An 18,670-nucleotide genomic window follows, 5' to 3' on the forward strand; every position below is an offset into this window, starting at 1 on the left:
TCTCCCGAAAGGAATTCTTACTATAAGAATTCCTTTCTCTTATACTACGACAGAAAAGATGATGGCTATGAGTCGAAAACTACCATACATACCTGCACTATCCATACTGATAATCGTATTATGCGCAACCTTCCTTGTATCGGTCACTTTTGGTGCGGCTGACACGTCCCTTGCCGATGTCTGGGGGGCGCTGACCAATACCGGGAGCGGGGACAAGATCTCGATCCTCCAGGAACTCCGCTTCCCCCGTGAAGTGGCTGCCATCCTGGTCGGCGCCGCCCTCAGCGTTTCCGGAGCCATCATGCAGGGGATGACCCGCAACCCCCTGGCTGATCCGGGGCTGCTCGGTCTCACGGCTGGAGCCAATGCTGCCCTTGCTGCCGCTCTTGCTTTCCTGCCTTCCATCGGTCCCTTCGGCATCATGCTTGCGTGTTTCATAGGAGCGGCCGCCGGGGCAGGACTCGTCTTTGGTATCGGAGCTGCGAAAAGGGGCGGGTTCTCCCCATTCCGCATCGTCCTTGCAGGAGCGGCTGTATCGGCTTTTTTATTTGCTGTTTCTGAAGGAATCGGTCTTTATTTCAAACTATCAAAAGACATCTCCATGTGGACCGCTGGAGGACTGATCGGCACGACGTGGAATCAAATTTATATCATCGGTCCTTGCATCCTCTTAAGTGTGATCATTTCCATGGGGTTCTCAAGGCAATTGACCATCCTGAGCCTGAATGAGGAAGTCGCAGTCGGATTGGGTCAAAGAACGGTACTCGTCAAGTCGGCCCTATTCATTTTGACGGTCATCTTGGCAGGGTCTGCTGTCGCCCTCGTAGGGAATATGGCCTTTCTTGGACTGATGGTCCCTCATATCGCCCGGGCACTGACAGGGACCGATTATCGCACCATCATACCTGTCTCGGTCGTCCTCGGAAGCACGTTCATGCTTCTGGCCGATACGATCGGCCGGACCGTGAATGCACCCTACGAGACTCCCGTTGCGGCCATTGTATCCATGATGGGCCTCCCCTTCTTCTTATTCATTGTTCGGAAAGGCGGTAAACTATGATCCATCCCAAGCTACTTAAAAAACAACGGGGGATCTTGATCGCCCTTCTGCTTTTCATTGTGTCTACTGTTTTGATCGGCATCAGCCTGGGGTATTCCTCCGTGTCGATTGACCGGCTGATCCCCACCATCATGGGGAATGGGTCGTTCAAAGATGAATTCATCCTTTTCTCCATCAGGCTACCGAGGATCGTGATTACCGTCCTTGCCGGTATGGCCCTTGCCCTTTCAGGCTCCATCCTGCAGACGATGACCAAAAATGACCTTGCAGATCCGGGTATCATCGGAATCAATTCCGGTGCCGGTGTCGCCATCACGGTCTTTTTCCTGTTCTTCCCCATCGATGCAGGATCTTTCGCCTTCATGCTTCCAATCGTGGCCTTTGCCGGTGCGATTCTGACTGCTGGTCTCATCTACTTTTTCTCCTCAACACGGGGAGGCGGACTTCAGCCCGTCAAGATGATCCTTGTGGGGGTCGGATTCTCCACGGCATTCTCCGGATTGATGATCATCATGATTTCCAGTGCGGAACGGGCAAAAGTAGACTTCATCGCCAACTGGCTTGCCGGTAACATATGGGGAGCTGATTGGCCCTTCGTATGGGCGATCCTTCCTTGGCTGGTGATTCTGATACCGTTCACTCTGTATAAAGCCCGTACACTGAATCTCCTGGCCCTGAGCGACCCCGCTTCCATCGGCGTCGGTGTCGCACTGAAGAGGGAGAGGATCGTCCTTCTGTTCACAGCCGTCGCCCTGGCCGCATCAGCCGTCTCCGTGACGGGGGGGATCGCCTTCATCGGCCTGATGGCCCCCCATCTCGCCAAATCCATTGTCGGCCCTCGCCATCAGCTGTATCTTCCGGTAGCCTTGCTCCTCGGGGGCTGGCTGCTACTCGCAGCCGATACGGTCGGCAGAAATATCCTCGAGCCTGATGGTCTTCCTGCCGGGATCATGGCCGCTTTGATCGGGGCTCCCTATTTCGTGTATCTGCTTCTGAAAAAATAGCAGGGTAAAAAGCCGGATCTTCCAGGATCCGGCTTTTTTGTGCTCATGAAGCCGGACAAATCCCAATATACTGTAGTCAATCATTGAAAGGAGTTGTTCATCATGTTAGCTTCCATTGCCGATAGACTATCAAGACTTGTCCAGCGGTACTTGCCTGATGCTTTCGTCATCGCTGTCCTGCTTACGCTCCTCGTATTCGGTATCGGGATTTTCCTGAAGCCGGCAGAGCCACTCAGCCTTGTTAAGTCATTCGGGGACGGCTTTTGGGTCTATTTGACGTTTACCATGCAAATGGTCCTTTTGCTTTTGACCGGCATGGTCCTTGCATCCGTGCCTTTTGTCAAAAAAGGGCTGCAGCAACTCGCCAAATGGGCAGACACCCCGACAAAGGCCTATGTGTACACCTTTTGCCTATCGGGTGCCGCTTATTACATCAACTGGGGGCTGGCTGTAGTGGTCGGTGCCATCCTGGTCAGGGAGATCGGCAGGCGCAATCAAAACGTTCACTTCCCTCTGCTCGTCGCAGCTGCTTATTCCCCCACCGCTCTTTACACAGCAGGATTATCAAGTTCAATCGGACTCACTGTCGCAACAAACGATCATTTCCTTGCCGATCTCATGGGTGTAATCCCTACTTCCGAAACGATTTTCAGCCCTTCTACCATCATCATATTCCTTGTTCTTTTCGTTACGATGCCCGTCATCATCTGTCTGATGGCACCAAAGGGGCAGGTCACCCCTTATGAAGAAAAGATCACCCAAAAGGTCAAAGTCCCGACCAGTGAGGAAGCGACCCCTGCATCATGGTTGGAAAAGACTCCTATACTCGGCGTCGTGACAGGATTGATCGGTATGATCTACGTGATCCATGAATTCATAGTGGGCCGGGACCTTGATCTGAACATCATCAATCTTTTATTCCTGTCCCTCGGTTTGATCTTCCATGGATCCCTGCGTTCATTCGGCGAAGCGTTCAAAGAAGCCGCGGGGTCCACCTCCCCCATCATCCTGCAGTTCCCGTTTTATGCTGGGATCATCGCCGTTTTGACCAGTTCGGGATTGGGGGAAAGCATCATCAAGGGGATGACATCGATCGCCAATAAAGAAACCTTCGATATCTTCACGTACTGGACAGCGGGAATCGTCAATCTCCTGGCCCCGTCCGGTGGAGGTCAATGGGCATTGCAGGGCCCCCTCCAAGTACCGGCGGGGATGAATCTAGGAGTGGAGCCTTCAACCATCGCCATGGCTGTCGGATGGGGTGACGCTTGGACCAATCTCATCCAGCCTTTCTGGGCCCTCCCGATCCTCAGCATCGTCGGACTGCATATCCGCCACATCATGGGCTACTGTTTCATCCTGGCCGTATGGGTCGGGTTCGTGACCACCATCCTCATGTTATTCCTTTATTAATCAAAAAATGAGGCTGAGATAAACATGTTTTAGTCATAGTAAAACCCGAATCTTTTGCCTGCGATAAAGCAAATGATCCGGGTTTTACATTCGTTTAATGACCATTCAAATTTCATCGTTTCCAGCGGTTGATCGGAGTGCAAGACGAAGACTCCTGCGGGAAGAGTAGCTGATGTGAGACCCCGCAGGCCTGCCGAGGAGGCTCACGGGCTACCCGCGGAAAGCGAAGTCTTGCACGGAGATCATGAGCGGTAGTAAGATCCTATACTGATCGTGTTCGGCATTAAAGGGGCCTTTTTTAGTTTTGTCCCATCCTCTTTTTTGATTATCCAGCTTTCATCTTTTCTTCCGTCTCATCGACTCTAGCAGGTTTCTTACTCCAATAGGTCGCCAGGATCGGACCTGATATATTATGCCATACTGCTCCAATCACGCTTGGAAGTGCGGCAAGCGGACCAAAATGGGCGGTGGCGAGTGCTACACCGAGTCCAGAATTCTGCATCCCGACCTCGATGGAAATCGCCCTTCTGTCCCCTTCCTTCAATTTCATGATGACGGCGGCCACATACCCAAGGGTCAAACCGAGCAGATTATGAAGCATCACGGCAACAAAAATGATTGCTCCGGAAGTACGGATGCTCGGGGCGTTGGCAGAAACGACGGCCGTTACGATCGTCATAATGGCAAGGACCGAAATCAACGGAATGATCTCAAGACTCTTCTCGACGATGCCAGGAAGAAGCTTCTGGACGATGATACCAAGTGTGATCGGCACGATGATCACCTGGAAGATCGACAGGAACATGGCCAGGGGATCAACCGGCATCCACTGCCCTGCCAGTCCAAGGAGAATCAACGGAGTGGCAAGGGGGGCAAGGAGCGTTGACAACGACGTCATGGCAACCGATAGGGCAAGATTCCCGCGGGCAAGATAGACCATCACGTTCGACGCTGTTCCGCCCGGTACCGAGCCAAGAAGGACTAATCCCGCAGCCAGTTGATCCGAGAGGCCGAGGAGATAGGCGATGAGAAGCGCGCCGAGGGGCATGATCAAAAACTGTGCCAGGATCCCGACGATGACCGGAAGCGGCTTCTTCACGACCAGCTGAAAATCCACCGGTTTTAGCGTCAGGCCCATCCCGAACATGACCACACCCAGGAGGATGGTGATGTATCCTCCAAGGGGAAGGAAAGGTGCCGGGATGAAATAGGCCACGACCGCTACAAGGATGACCCAAAGGGCAAAGTACTTTCCAGCAGTTTTGCTGATGGTCTCAAGGAATTTCATTGTCCCGCCTCCTTTTGTTTGATCAGTTTATTGGGGTTGAAGATTCCCTTGGGATCGAGGGCTTCTTTGATCCTTTCCATCACCCGCAGGGAATCACCGTGCTCCAGTTCCTGATACTTTTGCTTCCCTACTCCGACACCATGCTCACCCGTACAGGTCCCCCTGCGTTCAAGTGCGTATTCAACGATCTGTTCGTTGAACTGTGCAGCTTTCTCCACTTCCCGGGGATTTTCCATATCGATCATGAGGAGCACATGGTAGTTCCCATCGCCTACGTGACCGAGTATGCCTCCTGTGAGTCCGAAGGTATCCAGCCTCTTCCTGGCGTCCCTGATGGCCCCTGAAAGCTCGGATATGGGAACACAAACATCGGTCACCATCATCTTCTTGCCTTTGTTCCCATGAATATAGGCATAGGCAAGATTATGACGGGCATCCCATAACCGATTCCTTGCCCCTTGGTCCGTTTCAAAGGCAACAGACTCGCACCCATGATCAGCGACGATTTCCTTTGTGAATTCCACATCCTGGGCGAGACCCGCTTCGTTTCCGTGAAATTCAAGGAAGAGCGTGGGCTTTTCATGATAATCCGTTTCACTGAATCGATTGGCCTGCACCATGGACGTTTCATCCAGAAGCTCGACCCTGGCAATCGGAACACCTGCCTGCAAGATTGATACAACGGCTTCCACTGCATCATCCAGCTCTTGGAACGAGGCTCTTGCTGCTACAATATGCTCTGGTATCCCGTATACTCTCAATGTCAGTTCCGTTATGCACCCAAGCGTCCCTTCCGATCCTACAAACAGACTGTTGAGGTGGTAACCCGAGGATGATTTCTGTGCAAGGTTCCCGGTATGTATGATACTTCCGTCTGGAGTCACGACCTCCAGATCACGGACCTGATCCCGCATGACCCCATATTTCACGGAAGTCGTCCCGCTTGCATTGGTAGCTGCCATGCCGCCAAGTGTTGCATCGGCTCCGGGATCGACGGAAAAGAACAAACCGTGTTTCTTGAGTTCCTTATTGAGCTGGGAGCGAGTGACACCCGGCTGCACGGTAACCAAAAAGTCCTTTTCCCTCACTTCCACTATTCGATTCATTTTGGAAAAATCGATGGTGATCCCCCGCTCATACGGAATGACATGACCTTCCAGACTTGTTCCAAGTCCAAATGGGATTACCGGTACTTCATGAGCAGCCGCTGTCTTCACGACGGCCCTTACGTCTTCTGCACAAGAAGGGAAGACCACCAGATCGGGATTACTCGGTTCGTGATAGGACTCATCCCTCCCATGTTGCTCCCTTACTGTTATATTGGTTGATAACTGGTCTTTCCCCAGTACGTTCTGAAGTTCTTCATATAATGTTTCTGTGTCTGTGTTCATATGCTTCTCCTCCTGATGATGGTTATTGTCGAATTATACCTAATAATCAGAATTTTACAATGACATGAGAGGAACTTTTTTCAAAAACTTCTTATTTTCCTTTACTCACAAAAAAATCCGTCCCCAAACTACTGTAGGGGACGGATTATTCTCAATTATTTTCTTCCTGCTCCATCATCGCTTCATTGACAAAGTCAATGACTTTCGTGCCGTATTCGGGTTCATTCACCAGGAACCCTTCCGTATGACCTGCTCCCGGGACGATCCACATGTCCTTCTTTCCTCCGGCTGCCTTATAGATCTCCGTCGCCATTTCCGTCGGGACCAGTTCATCTTCAGCTCCGTGAATGATCAGGAGGGGAAGATCATTCTTCTTTACCTGCTCGACAGCAGATGCCTCTTTGAATGAATACCCCGCCCGGATCTTGGTGACGATGGATGTGGCGTCTACAAGGGGGAAGGCGGGAAGGTCATAGAGATATTTCAACTGATGGGCAAGCTCGTCCTCGAGATTTGTATAGGCACTATCGGAGATGATCCCCTTCACTTCGGGCGGCAGATCTTCTCCGCTCGTCATCAGGACGGTCGAAGCCCCCATGGAGAACCCATGAAGGAAGATCGCTTCCTCCCCTTTCTCCTTGACGAGGAAGTCGATCCATTTTACATAATCGAGCCGGTCCGGCCAGCCGTACCCGATATAGTCGCCTTCACTGTCCCCGTGCCCCCTTGCATCGGGCTTAAGAATATTATAGCCTTGGCGATAATAGAACCGTGTCACCTCGGGAAGCTGGTCGCTGTTCCCTTTGTACCCGTGGGCAAGGACGACCGTCTTCCCGTTCGGGTACTTATTCTTGAGGTACAGGCCCTTCAAGGTAAGACCGTCGTCGGATTGGATGGATACCTGTTCGAATTTTTGCCTGCTCGTCCAACTGCGCAGTTCTTCCAGCCTTTTTTGTTCTTCTTCCAATGCGCTCACCGCTTCAACCGCCTTATCCGTTCCTCCGTAGAGCTGGACAACACCGCTGTTGCGGCTGATGGCAAGATCATATATATAGTTACCTGCAAGCCCCAGGACGATGACAACGAGGGCCAACAATGAGCCGATCAACCAAATGATTCGTCTTTTCATCACTCGTTCTCCTTCGATCGTCAGTCATCTCATGGAAGCCTGTCAATGGTAGGTAGGATCACCCGTCAGTTGCGGGAAGTGTATCTTCCGAAGATTTCTGAACTAGATTGTCTTTACCCCTTTTTCCCTCATTCCCCATGCAGTTAAACCCTATTATGTGTTGAAGATGTAGACAGCTGAGAGATGATCATCCCTTAAATAGAACTCATATCCAAACCTGTCAGGAATCACCCAAAGAAAAAAAGCACCCGGTTCACCCGGATGCTTTTTCATCTGTGACGAGCTCTGTATAAACGACCAGGCGCTCGACATAATTATGAATATCGTGGTCAAAATATCCTGTGCACGTAATGATATTAAGACCGATATGATCTCCCGGCCCGAAAATCTTCCGAAGGGGGGCATCATCTTTCAGATAGGCTTGTTTATCCTTCACTTCAAAGACAAGTTCTTCATCATCCTTTCCCTTCAGGATGATCCTGTCCCCCTTCTTGATATTTTTCAGGTCGAAAAAGACCGCAGGCTGCTTTTCGTCATCGACATGCCCTGCCAGGACAGCATTTCCCCGTTCCCCGGGGCGAATCCCAGGTGAGAACCAGGCGACATCCTTCCCGTTTTTGGGAAGCTCCATATTCCCTTCCTTATCCAGACCGAATGCTTTCACAGGGGCATCAATATCAAGTGAAGGGATCGTAATCGATTCAGGAATGATCGATTGTTCATCATCCTGCACGTTGGCTGTTTGAACAGCAGGCTTCACCGCTTGTACCTTTTGGACGGGTTCATCCGCTTCCGGTGCAGTGGAAGGGTCATTGGAGCATGCGGCCAGAAGCAATGGGATGAACAAGACAACCGCGATCCGCTTCATTAAGAAGAGAATAATTTTTTACGGTTGATGAATAGTAGTGCTCCTCCACCAAGCACTGCAACAGCTGCTACGATCGGAAGCATCGTATTTTGATCAGCCGCTCCTCCCATACCGGTCTCAGGCATTCCACCAGGCATGAGCGTGTAATCTTTCAATACAAGTACTTCTAGTTTGTCTGCTGTATTGATGGCAAACACACTGTATACGGTATTTTCAGCTAGTTCTGTTCCGGAAAGATCCAATACTTGCTCTCCTTCAGGTGTGCGGATTTCAAGATCATATGTTCCAGGATCCAATTCCTGATAATCCGTGATGGCTTTGAATTCTGCTCCTTCGAACAACGCATCTCCATCCTTCAGTCCAACATCGACTGTTGGTGCATCAGGGGATAAATGGCCGACCCTTACTTTTGTCTTGCCTTCGGTTACGTCCATGGAATCATTGGCTACGACAAGTTCAAGATTTTCAAGGGTATTGGCGGCTGCGACCGTGTAAGCCATTCCAGCTTCAACGGTAAGATCTTGTGAAATCACCGGATCTTCCTTTGTTCCAGCTGCAAAGATTTCCACTTTGTGATCACCTGCAGGAAGTTCCATATAGTCAGTGGCTGCTTTGAATTCTGCTCCCTCAACCACTGCATTACCATCTACATAAACATCGACAGCCGGTGCGTCAGGGGATGCGTGCACGATTCGCACCATGGCATCTCCATCAGCTGCGAAAGCAGCTCCCGATACACCAAACATCATCAACACTGCGACCAACATTGCAAAAAGCTTTTTCATTCACTCCACTCCTTGTATATGTTTTATGCAAGGTTTGTTCGAACCTTGTACATCTAATGTATAACGGTTACATTTTTCCTGCAACTCTCAACCTGCCGATTCAGCACATTGAATGTGCTGATCCATCCGGAACCCTGAATCCGCCCTTTTCCGGTCCGTTCTATCCATTTTTCATTGACATTTCTAAAGAGCAGGATATACAATGTTCCTTAAACATTTTAATAGCAGCATGAGTGTTCTCGTATAATATTGGAAATATGGTCCAAAAGTTTCTACCAAACTACCGTAAATGGTTTGACTACGAGGAGACAGAGGCCGTATGCCCTGTCCTTCTCCAACGTCGAACCCTGGGTGAACCCCGGGGCTTTTTGTTTATAAAGGAGAGAAAACGTTGATGAAAAAGACTGATTTGACAAGACGGATACAGGCAGCCGCCGGTACTGCCACGGCTGATATCGTGATAAAGAATGCCCGGATCATAGATGTATTCAACAGGGAGATCGCAGAAGGTGATGTCGCGATCACAGATGGCATCATCGTGGGAATCGGAAACTACCAAGGAAAGGAAACGATTGATGCAGAAGGGAAGTGGCTCTGCCCTTCGTTCATCGATGGTCACGTGCATATCGAATCATCCATGGTAACGCCATCGGAATTTGCAAAAGTGGTCCTCCCCCATGGTGTGACAACGGTCATCACCGACCCGCATGAGATCGGGAATGTCTCAGGGGTCGAAGGCATACAGTTCATGCTCGATGATTCAGAAAACCTTCCCCTTGATGCGTTGACCATGCTGCCATCCTGTGTACCTGCAACGCCATTTGAGAATTCGGGAGCGGAACTTGGCGCTGATGACCTTGGCCCACTCTTCGAGCATGATCGCGTCATAGGGCTTGCCGAAGTGATGGATTACCCTTCCCTGCGATCAGCCTCCCCCGGCCTTATAGACAAGATTGCCTTGACCTCTGAGTACAGCCGTCTTGTCGACGGCCATCTGGCCGGTCTTCCCGAGGAAGCCATCAATGTGTACCGTGCAGCAGGCGTATCAACCGACCATGAGTGCAATACAGTGGAAGACGCAAAGGCCAGGCTCCGACGGGGAATGTACCTTCTCATCCGTGAAGGGTCCGTGGCGAAGGATCTGAAAAAATTGCTACCTGTAGTGAATGAACGGAATGTACGCCGCTGTCTGTTCTGCACCGACGACAAGCATCTTGATGATCTGGTCGAAGAAGGAAGCATCGATCACAATATACGCCTGGCCATCGGTGAAGGGATGGACCCTCTCATGGCCATTCAGATGGCCACGCTGAATGCAGCGGAATGTTATGGTCTCTACACCAAGGGGGCTATCGCACCTGGATTCGATGCCGATTTCCTCCTTCTTGACGATCTAGATGCCTTGCACATCGCTTCTGTCTATAAAGAAGGGCGCCTGGTTGCCCGGGACGGGGAGGCCCTTTCCATCAATGGTGCAAATACAACCCCTCCCATGTCATTGACCGATACCCTCCACTTTCCTGATGTAGCGGCAGAAGACCTTGCAATCCGAATGGCTGGCGGCAGCACAGCAAACGTCATTCAGATCATCCCGAATCAGCTTCAGACCATTAAACGGGTCGAGACCGTGGACACAGCCGGAGATATCTTCTCCGTTTCGATTGAACATGATCAATTGAAGATGGCCGTGGTGGAGAGGCATCACGCAACAGGCAATATCGGGCTAGGCATCGTCAAGGGCTTCGGACTGAAGGCAGGGGCCATTGCTACGACGGTTGCCCATGATTCACATAATCTTGTTGCCGTCGGTACCAATGATACCGACTTGCTTGCCGCCATCAAGGCTCTGCGAGACATGAAGGGCGGACTTGTAATGGTGAAGGACGGATCGGTGATCGCATCCCTCTCCCTTGAGATCGGGGGATTGATGTCCAGTGCCGGTCATGAAGAAGTACTCAAGGGGCTGGAGGAGCTTAATACGTCCTTGAAGGATATTGGATTTACTGGAGATTTCAATCCTTTCCTCACCCTGTCCTTCCTGACCCTACCCGTCATCCCGAGCATCAAGCTCACCGACCTCGGCCTATTCGATGTCGATGAGATGAAGCATATCCCGGTCCGTGCAAAAGGTTGAACGTGAGGATATCCTAAAGCCGTCCGTTCCTTTCCGCTGCAGGCGCTTGCTTTCCGCGGGGAGGAAGTCGAGCCTCCTCGGCTGAGGATCGCCTCCGGGGTCTCGATCATTCCTCCATTTCCGCAGGAGTCAAGCGCCTTCCGCTCCAATCCACTCAGTAATGGCAGGAACATCTGCACGATCCTTCAAGCTTTTCGACCTAACTTCAGCCACCCGACACAAAAAATCCGAACGCATTCGATATCTTGGAGACTATCGAATGATCGTTCGGATTTTTTTGTGGACAAGGGTTGTATGAGATTATTCTTTCGGTTCTTGACTCTCTTCCGTTTCGTCGGTTTCTTTGGCAGCCGCTGCTTCCGCGTGATTCGGCTGGGAAGCGACAGGCTGGTTGACTTCGATTTTCTGTGTCCGGTTGGCGTAGGATTTCAAGAGGTCACCCACGTCGATCCCCGTCATTTCCTTCAAGGGTTCCTGCATATCAAGCATGGTGCGGGTGATGCTTTTCCCGAAAGACGGAACTCCCTGGCCGTTGCCTGAGTCAATGATTTTCACAGAGTCGATATTATTAAGCGGCTGTGCAATCTTCTCGGCGAAGACCGGTAGCATCTCGATGAGTTTCTCGGTGATGATGACATCGCCATGTTTCTCCATCGCTTCTGCCAATAGCTTCCGTGATTCTGCTTCGGCCTTACCGCGCTCCCTGATGACGTCTGCCTCGGCGGATCCTTCTTCCCTGCGGATCTTCGCTTTTGCTTCCCCGTCGATTTCAGCTTTGCGCGCTTCGGCTTCCGCTTTACGGGTTGTTTCATAGTAATCGGCATCGGCTTTGGTTTTTCTCACTTTGGTTTCTTCAGCCTCAAGTTTTACGGCACGTTCCCTTTCAAGGAATTGAAGGGTCAATTCTTCTTCTTTTACTTCCTTGGCAAGCTTTGCTCTTTCCAGTTCATAGGACTGCTCTGATTTCGCCCGTGCACGTTCTGTTTCTTCCTTGAAGGAAGCATCTTTGATGTCCTTTTCCTTCTTGGATTCAGCAATCGTGATCTGGCGTTTGTATTCTTCTTCTTTTGCCTCTTGATCGGTCTGGGCACGGTGAATCCGTGTTTCACGTTCTGTGTTGGCCTCGGCGATTTCAGCCAGCTTGCGCACTTCGGCAATCCTTGGACGCCCAAGATTTTCTAAGTATCCATTTTGTTCGTCCGCATCGCGGATGTCTGTCAACCCGAGAGATGTGATTTTGAAGCCCATGAGATCAAGCTGTTGCTGGGCGATTTCCTGCACATCGGCATTGAATTTCTCACGGTTGCTATTGATATCCTCAACCGTCATTTTTGACAAAATGGCGCGGAGATTACTTCCCAGTACTTCAATGATCTCATCTTCGATTTCCTTTTGATCTTTCCCGAGGAATTGCTCGGCGTAGTTGGCGATTCCGTTCAGTGAGTCAGCCACCTTCACCATGGCCACGGCATCTGCCACGATCGGGACGCCTCCGTTCGTATATACACGTGGCGTAGAGAGTTTGAGCTGGAATGATGTGAGGTTTACAGGAGTGGACGTCTGGAACCGGCGCAGCCTGTATCCTCCACCCCTGATGATTTTCATCGATCGTCCTTCACTATCGGTGAATATATTCGTTTCTTTTTCCGGATCACCCAACCTCGGTCCCGTGATGATAAGTGCCTGATTCGACTTCGCCGTACGATAGCGGAAACGGATCCAGAAATAATAACCGACCCCTGCGATTGCGGCGATGACCAATAGAGGGATGAGAATGACGAACACCCCTGCCAATGTTAATCCTGCCATGATAAAACCCCTTTCTGTTGATGGTTCATAAATAGATTGGAATATTCCTACACCACTATCTACGGAAGGACCTGCCAAAAAGTTTCATGATTTGACGAAATGAATTATTTTCCACTACCCATTGTAAAGGATTCACTCGTGATTTCTACTCTATCTGCCTTTTGATCTCGCACTCTTCTTTTCTTCATTGATGGAACGATGCCGTCCACCAGCCCCCTCTTCAAGGTTGTACTGATGGAATTGGCACACAGGATGCTCACAGCGAAGAACAGAAGTGGAATGAGCACAAGATGCACCCTATTGAAGACTTCCCTGATATTGATGGCGATGGTCGCTCCCCACTCATTCGTCTCGGAAAAATAAACAAGGGACTGGGTCATGACTCCGACGTCCGCTATCTTCAATCCACCGAGACACATGAGCATGATGCCGAGCTGAATGATCAGCGCAAGGGCCGCTGCAATCTGTTCTGAGAATAGCACTACAGAATGCCTCATGAACTGCGGGAACAGGTGACGTCTCAGCAAATGGAAGCGATTGGCACCCATGGTTTGGGATGCAACGATAAAGTCATTCTTCATGAACAGCTTCATTTCTTCACCGAGATAGATTCCGAGAGAAGGAATCGACACCAGGGCGATGACGGCAATCTGGATGGCAAAGTATTTACTTGATGACAACACATCCCCCGAGAAGGCAATTTCAAGGGGAATCAGGAGGATGAAAACAATGATCACAAGAGGAATATACTGAAACGCTTCAGTCAGACCCTTCAGGATCCGATTGATCAAGGACGGAAGGAAGGCATACACGCAGGCAAAGAGGAAGCCGAAGAGCATTCTCAGCAGCGCAATGGCTACAGCAGCCAACAGTGTATACTTCGCTCCTGCCACTAATAGATAGAATAGATTCCTTCCAAGCACATCCCCTCCGAACGGCGGCATCTCACTGATTGAATAAGGAGGGGCTGCAATCACCCTGCCCTCATCGTTCTGCAAGTACTTAGTCTTTTCATCAAAGTCCGGATTCATATAAGGAAGTAAAAAGCTTGCCAGCACGAGTCCCGTCAGGAACAATACAGGCAGTGCGAGTCGTTTCAACATCCAAGGCTTCATGCGTGCTCACCCCCGAGCCAACGGCTCAAGATCCATGAACCGAGTTGGAATACAATGAAGAACGGTATGAATATCAGAAGCAGCCCGATAAAAAAGCCTGCCGGTACGGAAATCGCTGCGGTTGCGAGTGTCATCATGAAGCCATTGATGTTGAATAGGATCTCAATGATCAACAAATTCGACAGCATCAACAGGAAGATCGGCTTCAAATGAAGGAAGAAGTGAATCCATACGTTCCTGAAGATATGCCGCCATACCGTGTAGGACTTCCTGAACCCCTTGGCAAAGGAAAATTCGACGTACGGCTTATTTTCTTCTTCTTTCAACTGGAAGATGAATTGCTTCACCAGGAAGACGACAGGGAGAAGCGACAGACACAGAATCGGGAGGAAGTAGATCTTCTCCTCTCCGAATGCGTAAATCTCAAAGACCAACAGACCCGTCTGCTTGAATAGCCAGATGATGAAAAGCTGGAAACCGACCACGATGAATACATCGGGAAGGGCATCAACGGCATTCACGACTTTCATGGTGAAACGGTAGCCCTTGCCCGGCAGCATCATGATGGAATAGCTGATGATGATGGCAAATGCCACAGCCACGAAAAATGCCGCAATCAAGATGGAAAACGAATAAAAGTAGGTTTTGGCAAATACGGTCGTGATGGGATATGTCTTATTCCCTTCTCCCCACGGCATGGCAATCTGGGCTGGATGAAGGAGCTGCTGGAAAATCTCCTTCAGTCTGACCCCGTAGTCCCCTAAATTGATGACAAGCTCAGTATCGTAGGATAGCAGCGCCCCAAGGCCGCTCAATAAAAACAAACCAGTGATGACTAAAATAAAGTGTAGAGGAGTATACAGTACTCTCTTCATCTCTTCTCCCCTTTTCGTTTCCATATTTATGTAGAATCAAACTAAAAACAATGTTACAATACTGAAATGGAATTGTAAATATTATTCTGAATATACGAATAAGGGTGACACATATGAAATATGTAACGTTGATTGTAGCTGCCACTGCCGTGATGCTCCTTTCAGGCTGCAGGGTTTCCTTTACCCCAACAGTGCAAGAAGCGTCGGCAGGGAATGAAATGGCGGCTGCACCGGAAGACACTCAGGTTCCCGATCGTTCCGAGTTGATTGCAGCCACCATGCAGGTGGATAACCCCAAGGTGATCTTAAGGGGTCAAACCTCTCTACCGCCGGGAACCGTCCTGAATGTAGAGATGAAGCCGTATGCGAAGGAAGATGCATTCGAGCAGATTGAAGCGGGCCAAGTGGAACCGGATCCCAAACCGGTCCTGACCTCAGAAGCCGTCATCGGTGACGATGGGGAGATGGAGCTTACCGTGCTGAGAAGACCCGATAACGAGAGCAGCTATCGTGTTGATCTCATGCTCATACCGGACAACCAGCCTGAAGAAGTCCAGACGGATGTGGAAGAGGCAATGGCAGATGGATCGGTTCCCGTCTATTCCAACGGAAAGGAAAGTAGTGGGATGCTGTTCTCTGCTATCATTTCCGAAGAGGAAGAATGGTACGGAAATCATTTTACGTCCGATATGAAACCTCCTGCCAACTAAAAAAAGAGCCCAGTGGGCTCTTTTTTGATTCGTCTTCAATAATGGCCTTCAGCTTCGTCCTCTTCCGGCATCTGATACTTAGTGAAATAGGCGCCGATGAGAAGGAAGGCAACAGACAGGCCCCAGCTGATCAATCCGATGAAGTCAAATAATAGGGCGAGGATATTCAAAACCCCGACGGATAAAAAACAGATCGGTGTGAGGGCCGATTTGATCCCGGTCACTCCATGCGCCTTCCTTTTCCTTATGACGACCCTGATGGTCCAGAGGAAAATCGGGATGAAGAGGATCGCAAGCAATATGTCGAACATGATAGATGACCTCCTTGCCCTCAGTCTATCACAAATGAAAATGACCGTGTATCATGCATTGAATCTTTTCTTTCGGTATTCATTGAAGGAATCATCGTCCAGATCCTTTTTACTCAAGCGCCCGTCATCCCACTCCGTCATCGACCCCTTCGTAAGGGTGACACTTCCGGTGTCGGTCCGCTTTATCAACAGAGGGGACCGGTTGAAAGGGGATTCCGGATGGACAGATACTGTTTTTTGAACTTCTGCCAGTTCATTTAGATCCGTTACGGGTTTTGTGGTGTCGAATGCATACCCGTTCTGCCACTCGTCGGACCTATACGACAGCTTCATCTGAAGGATATAATCCCCATGGGAAGTGTCTTCCTTTGCTATCCTGAAGTCTCCGTTTGCAGACGTTACGACTTCCCCTGTCAGAGGGACCGGTTTAAGCGGGATATTCCCCCCGAACCCGCCGTCCACTACCCAGCTTTCTCCTCCATGCTCGAGAAGGATCAGGACATGGGTCCGTCCGATATCATGGAAATCCCCTTTCCCCTGATGATAGACGACTCCCCTTACAAGCGTAACACTGAAGCCCGCTTCCTTGAGATAAAGGTATAACAGACCATTCAAGTCATAGCACAGTCCGCCCTCCCCCCGCACCAGGATCTTCTCCTTCAAGGATTGTTCTGAGAAGGGTGTGAGACGATCTTCTATGATGGCCATGTTCTCAAAAGGAACCGCCTTGGCAAATGCCTCGAGAAGGACCGGTATCTCCGCAAAAGCGGGTGACCAGCGCTCTTCCATGCCGATTCTGCGATTTACGTCTTGCTGTACGTTTTCCATGTCATTTCCTCCTGCTATAATCGTTCCTATTAGTATGGCAGGATTCCATTCATTTAGCAGTACATATGCTTATCCATACTTTTTCAGGTAATGGCTGATGGTCACCATGGGCCAGATCCACTGGTAGCTGTGATAATGGATATAAAGATTCCCCGGTAAGCCGGCACCGGTAGGGTAATCATCCTTTTCCTCCAGAAGGTCAAGCAGGGTCTGCATGCCCGTATCAATGGCTGGGGTCGGTTCCTCCTCCAATGAAATCAAGGCATCCAGTGCCCACGCCGTCTGGGATATGGTCGCTCTAGACAAGGGGATATAATGTTTCACTTGATCGCTGAGACATGATTCTCCCCATCCGCCGCCGCGGTGCTGAATTTTTTCTAGCCACTGTTTGGCAAGCACAAGATGATGGTCATCCCCTGGCACACCGACAGCCCTCATGCCCGTAACGGCCGCCCAGGTCCCATAGATATAACAGACTCCCCATCTCCCGTACCAGGACCCATCGATCTCCTGTGCTTTCTTCAGCCAACTGACCCCCTTTTTGATTCCCCTGCGGTTCTTCTTTAGTCCCGCATATCCGCCTAGGAACTCAAGTGCCCTACCTGTAAGGTCCGGCGTCGAAGGATCGATGGCCGCTGCTTCTGCTCCGTTGATGGGAAAGAGCGTGAGAAGCTCATTCGTTTTGTTCGGTTCAAATGCCGGCCACCCACCATCAGGATTTTGCATCCCGACCATGAAGTCCACCCCCCGCTGCCAGGAGTCCCGCATCTCAGGCCGGTCGACTGCTGTTGATGTCAGGGCCCTCAAGGCAGCAGACGTATCGTCCACATCCGGGTGAATCGTATTACCCGCGGTGAATCCCCAGCCCCCGGGAGCTACCGGGGACTCCATTCCCCAATCCCCATAGCGGAATTGCTGATGCTTCTGCAAAAATTGTATGGATTTCCGAATGGATCCATCGGCAGCCGATCTCCCCGCCGACTGAAGGGCATAGGACAATAACGCCGTGTCCCATATGGAGGATGGGGAATTCTGTTGATGATAGCCCCTTTCCGTCTTAAGGATCATCGCCTTCAATCCTTCAACGCATTTCTCGATCAACGGATCATCCTTGCGATACCCGATGGACAGGAGTGCATAGATCATGAAGAAGCTTGAGCTGAAGTATTTCATATAGGTCCCGTCAGGCTCGATCCTTTCCAGCATATAGTCCCGCGTGAACTGTTCGGCACGCTCCTTGAGGGATGACGACAGTCCTCCCATGCTTCCAAGAGCACCGGAGATCTTATTCAGGAAGTGCCTCTCCCCGTCAGGTATTCGCTCTTCCCCTTCCCGGTTCATCGCCTTCAATTCCCCTGCGATTCCCTGCGGACCGTGTGCGTACCCACGGCTTTTCAATAACAGGATCGGAGCCATATGGGCCCTGGCATAGCTTGAAAAGTCCCAGAATCCCACGGGTGAGGAAGGAGGAATAAGGACGAACTCAATCGGGACCGGAAGAACCTTTTTCCACTTCATTCCGCCGAGTATCGCCAGCATGAAGCGGGTAAGGGAGTGAGCTTTTCCTACACCGCCGTTATCCTGGATGAAACGCTTAGCACGTGTGATCCTCTCATCATTTTCTTTTATTCCGCTCATTCGCAGGGCGACATACGCTTCGATTGTAGAGGAAAGATTACCTTCCTCTTCATCCTTGAACAGTTTCCACGTCCCTTCTCTCGTTTGCAGACAGAAGAGACGCTCCACAAGTTTATCCACCCACTGGTCTTCCCTTCGACCCAGGCTACAGAGAAGAATGATCATGAACGCATCGGTCATGGGGCTGTTTTCAAAACAAAACGTCCAGCTTCCGTCAGGATTTTGACGCTGTTCAAGTTGTTCTGCCATCCTGTCCAACTTGGACCTCATCCGTTTCTTCACAGTGCCACCCCCCTTTTGCTCGGTCTCATC

16 protein-coding genes and 1 riboswitch are annotated in these 18,670 nt (G+C 50.5%); of the genes, 5 read left to right on the top strand and 11 right to left on the bottom strand.

Features of this window, described 5'->3' with window-relative positions; translation table 11 throughout:
- Positions 1–58: 58 nt before the first annotated feature.
- The 3 genes from AF331_RS10180 to AF331_RS10190 all read left to right on the top strand — a co-directional run bounded on the left by AF331_RS10180 (position 59) and on the right by AF331_RS10190 (position 3,477).
- Complete coding sequence (locus tag AF331_RS10180; RefSeq protein ID WP_373922346.1) at positions 59–1,060, top strand: FecCD family ABC transporter permease; 1,002 nt, start codon at positions 59–61, stop codon at positions 1,058–1,060.
- Complete coding sequence (locus tag AF331_RS10185; protein ID WP_053428031.1) at positions 1,057–2,064, top strand: FecCD family ABC transporter permease; 1,008 nt, start codon at positions 1,057–1,059, stop codon at positions 2,062–2,064. The genes AF331_RS10180 and AF331_RS10185 overlap by 4 nt, the downstream gene beginning before the upstream one ends.
- A 102-nt stretch (positions 2,065–2,166) precedes the next feature.
- Positions 2,167–3,477 carry a short-chain fatty acid transporter gene (locus tag AF331_RS10190; RefSeq protein WP_053428032.1) on the top strand — a complete coding sequence of 437 codons (1,311 nt, stop codon included), beginning with the start codon at positions 2,167–2,169 and terminating at the stop codon, positions 3,475–3,477.
- A gap of 325 nt (positions 3,478–3,802) precedes the next feature.
- Here the strand turns inward: AF331_RS10190 and AF331_RS10195 are convergent, their stop codons facing one another.
- The 5 genes from AF331_RS10195 to AF331_RS10215 form a co-directional block, all read right to left on the bottom strand.
- On the bottom strand, positions 3,803–4,765 hold the full coding sequence (locus AF331_RS10195; protein ID WP_053428033.1) for a bile acid:sodium symporter family protein: 963 nt from the start codon (positions 4,763–4,765) through the stop codon (positions 3,803–3,805).
- The gene (locus tag AF331_RS10200; protein WP_053428034.1) at positions 4,762–6,156 is read right to left on the bottom strand and encodes an FAD-binding oxidoreductase; all 1,395 of its coding nucleotides are present in this window, start codon (positions 6,154–6,156) and stop codon (positions 4,762–4,764) included. Before AF331_RS10200 ends, AF331_RS10195 begins: the two co-directional genes overlap by 4 nt.
- A 151-nt stretch (positions 6,157–6,307) precedes the next feature.
- Positions 6,308–7,285, bottom strand: coding sequence for an alpha/beta hydrolase (locus AF331_RS10205; RefSeq protein WP_200908251.1), 978 nt, complete (start codon positions 7,283–7,285; stop codon positions 6,308–6,310).
- Positions 7,286–7,538: 253 nt separating this feature from the next.
- Positions 7,539–8,153, bottom strand: coding sequence for a class F sortase (locus tag AF331_RS10210; RefSeq protein ID WP_053428036.1), 615 nt, complete (start codon positions 8,151–8,153; stop codon positions 7,539–7,541).
- On the bottom strand, positions 8,153–8,938 hold the full coding sequence (locus AF331_RS10215) for a DUF4397 domain-containing protein (RefSeq protein ID WP_053428037.1): 786 nt from the start codon (positions 8,936–8,938) through the stop codon (positions 8,153–8,155). Before AF331_RS10215 ends, AF331_RS10210 begins: the two co-directional genes overlap by 1 nt.
- A gap of 219 nt (positions 8,939–9,157) precedes the next feature.
- Positions 9,158–9,259, top strand: a riboswitch (purine riboswitch).
- A gap of 73 nt (positions 9,260–9,332) precedes the next feature.
- On the opposite strand from AF331_RS10215, the gene ade reads away from it, so the two are divergent.
- Positions 9,333–11,072, top strand: coding sequence for an adenine deaminase (gene ade, locus AF331_RS10220; protein ID WP_053428038.1), 1,740 nt, complete (start codon positions 9,333–9,335; stop codon positions 11,070–11,072).
- A 300-nt stretch (positions 11,073–11,372) separates the two neighbouring features.
- Here the strand turns inward: ade and AF331_RS10225 are convergent, their stop codons facing one another.
- The 3 genes from AF331_RS10225 to AF331_RS10235 all read right to left on the bottom strand — a co-directional run bounded on the left by AF331_RS10225 (position 11,373) and on the right by AF331_RS10235 (position 14,871).
- Entirely contained in the window at positions 11,373–12,881 is a 1,509-nt protein-coding gene (locus tag AF331_RS10225; protein WP_053428039.1) for a flotillin family protein, read from the bottom strand.
- A 104-nt stretch (positions 12,882–12,985) separates the two neighbouring features.
- Positions 12,986–13,996: an ABC transporter permease subunit gene (locus AF331_RS10230; RefSeq protein ID WP_053428040.1), complete on the bottom strand. Its 1,011-nt coding sequence runs from the start codon at positions 13,994–13,996 to the stop codon at positions 12,986–12,988.
- Positions 13,993–14,871 carry an ABC transporter permease subunit gene (locus tag AF331_RS10235; RefSeq protein WP_053428041.1) on the bottom strand — a complete coding sequence of 293 codons (879 nt, stop codon included), beginning with the start codon at positions 14,869–14,871 and terminating at the stop codon, positions 13,993–13,995. The genes AF331_RS10230 and AF331_RS10235 overlap by 4 nt, the downstream gene beginning before the upstream one ends.
- A gap of 113 nt (positions 14,872–14,984) precedes the next feature.
- Here AF331_RS10235 and AF331_RS10240 point away from each other — a divergent pair, with 113 nt between their 5' ends.
- A complete protein-coding gene (locus tag AF331_RS10240) occupies positions 14,985–15,581 on the top strand; it encodes a hypothetical protein (RefSeq protein WP_053428042.1) in 597 nt (198 codons plus the stop codon).
- A gap of 35 nt (positions 15,582–15,616) precedes the next feature.
- Here AF331_RS10240 and AF331_RS10245 read toward each other — a convergent pair whose 3' ends face one another.
- The 3 genes from AF331_RS10245 to AF331_RS10255 form a co-directional block, all read right to left on the bottom strand.
- Positions 15,617–15,892, bottom strand: coding sequence for a hypothetical protein (locus AF331_RS10245; RefSeq protein ID WP_053428043.1), 276 nt, complete (start codon positions 15,890–15,892; stop codon positions 15,617–15,619).
- 51 nt (positions 15,893–15,943) lie between these two features.
- The gene (locus AF331_RS10250; RefSeq protein ID WP_053428044.1) at positions 15,944–16,720 is read right to left on the bottom strand and encodes an arylamine N-acetyltransferase family protein; all 777 of its coding nucleotides are present in this window, start codon (positions 16,718–16,720) and stop codon (positions 15,944–15,946) included.
- 69 nt (positions 16,721–16,789) lie between these two features.
- Positions 16,790–18,640, bottom strand: a complete 1,851-nt coding sequence (locus AF331_RS10255) for a terpene cyclase/mutase family protein (RefSeq protein ID WP_082346935.1) — start codon at positions 18,638–18,640, stop codon at positions 16,790–16,792.
- Positions 18,641–18,670 lie beyond the last annotated feature (30 nt).

The sequence above is a fragment of the Rossellomorea marisflavi genome (assembly GCF_001274775.1).
In the GTDB taxonomy this organism is placed as follows: Bacteria; Bacillota; Bacilli; order Bacillales; family Bacillaceae_B; genus Rossellomorea; species Rossellomorea marisflavi.

Coding starts and splice junctions, on each gene's coding strand:
- AF331_RS10200 (WP_053428034.1), bottom strand. CDS start 6,156: ATGAACACAGACACAGAAACATTATATGAAGAACTTCAGAACGTACTG.
- AF331_RS10195 (WP_053428033.1), bottom strand. CDS start 4,765: ATGAAATTCCTTGAGACCATCAGCAAAACTGCTGGAAAGTACTTTGCC.
- AF331_RS10180 (WP_373922346.1), top strand. CDS start 59: ATGATGGCTATGAGTCGAAAACTACCATACATACCTGCACTATCCATA.
- AF331_RS10225 (WP_053428039.1), bottom strand. CDS start 12,881: ATGGCAGGATTAACATTGGCAGGGGTGTTCGTCATTCTCATCCCTCTA.
- AF331_RS10230 (WP_053428040.1), bottom strand. CDS start 13,996: ATGAAGCCTTGGATGTTGAAACGACTCGCACTGCCTGTATTGTTCCTG.
- AF331_RS10240 (WP_053428042.1), top strand. CDS start 14,985: ATGAAATATGTAACGTTGATTGTAGCTGCCACTGCCGTGATGCTCCTT.
- AF331_RS10205 (WP_200908251.1), bottom strand. CDS start 7,285: ATGAAAAGACGAATCATTTGGTTGATCGGCTCATTGTTGGCCCTCGTT.
- AF331_RS10235 (WP_053428041.1), bottom strand. CDS start 14,871: ATGAAGAGAGTACTGTATACTCCTCTACACTTTATTTTAGTCATCACT.
- AF331_RS10250 (WP_053428044.1), bottom strand. CDS start 16,720: ATGGAAAACGTACAGCAAGACGTAAATCGCAGAATCGGCATGGAAGAG.
- AF331_RS10190 (WP_053428032.1), top strand. CDS start 2,167: ATGTTAGCTTCCATTGCCGATAGACTATCAAGACTTGTCCAGCGGTAC.
- ade (WP_053428038.1), top strand. CDS start 9,333: ATGAAAAAGACTGATTTGACAAGACGGATACAGGCAGCCGCCGGTACT.
- AF331_RS10185 (WP_053428031.1), top strand. CDS start 1,057: ATGATCCATCCCAAGCTACTTAAAAAACAACGGGGGATCTTGATCGCC.
- AF331_RS10245 (WP_053428043.1), bottom strand. CDS start 15,892: ATGTTCGACATATTGCTTGCGATCCTCTTCATCCCGATTTTCCTCTGG.
- AF331_RS10215 (WP_053428037.1), bottom strand. CDS start 8,938: ATGAAAAAGCTTTTTGCAATGTTGGTCGCAGTGTTGATGATGTTTGGT.
- AF331_RS10210 (WP_053428036.1), bottom strand. CDS start 8,153: ATGAAGCGGATCGCGGTTGTCTTGTTCATCCCATTGCTTCTGGCCGCA.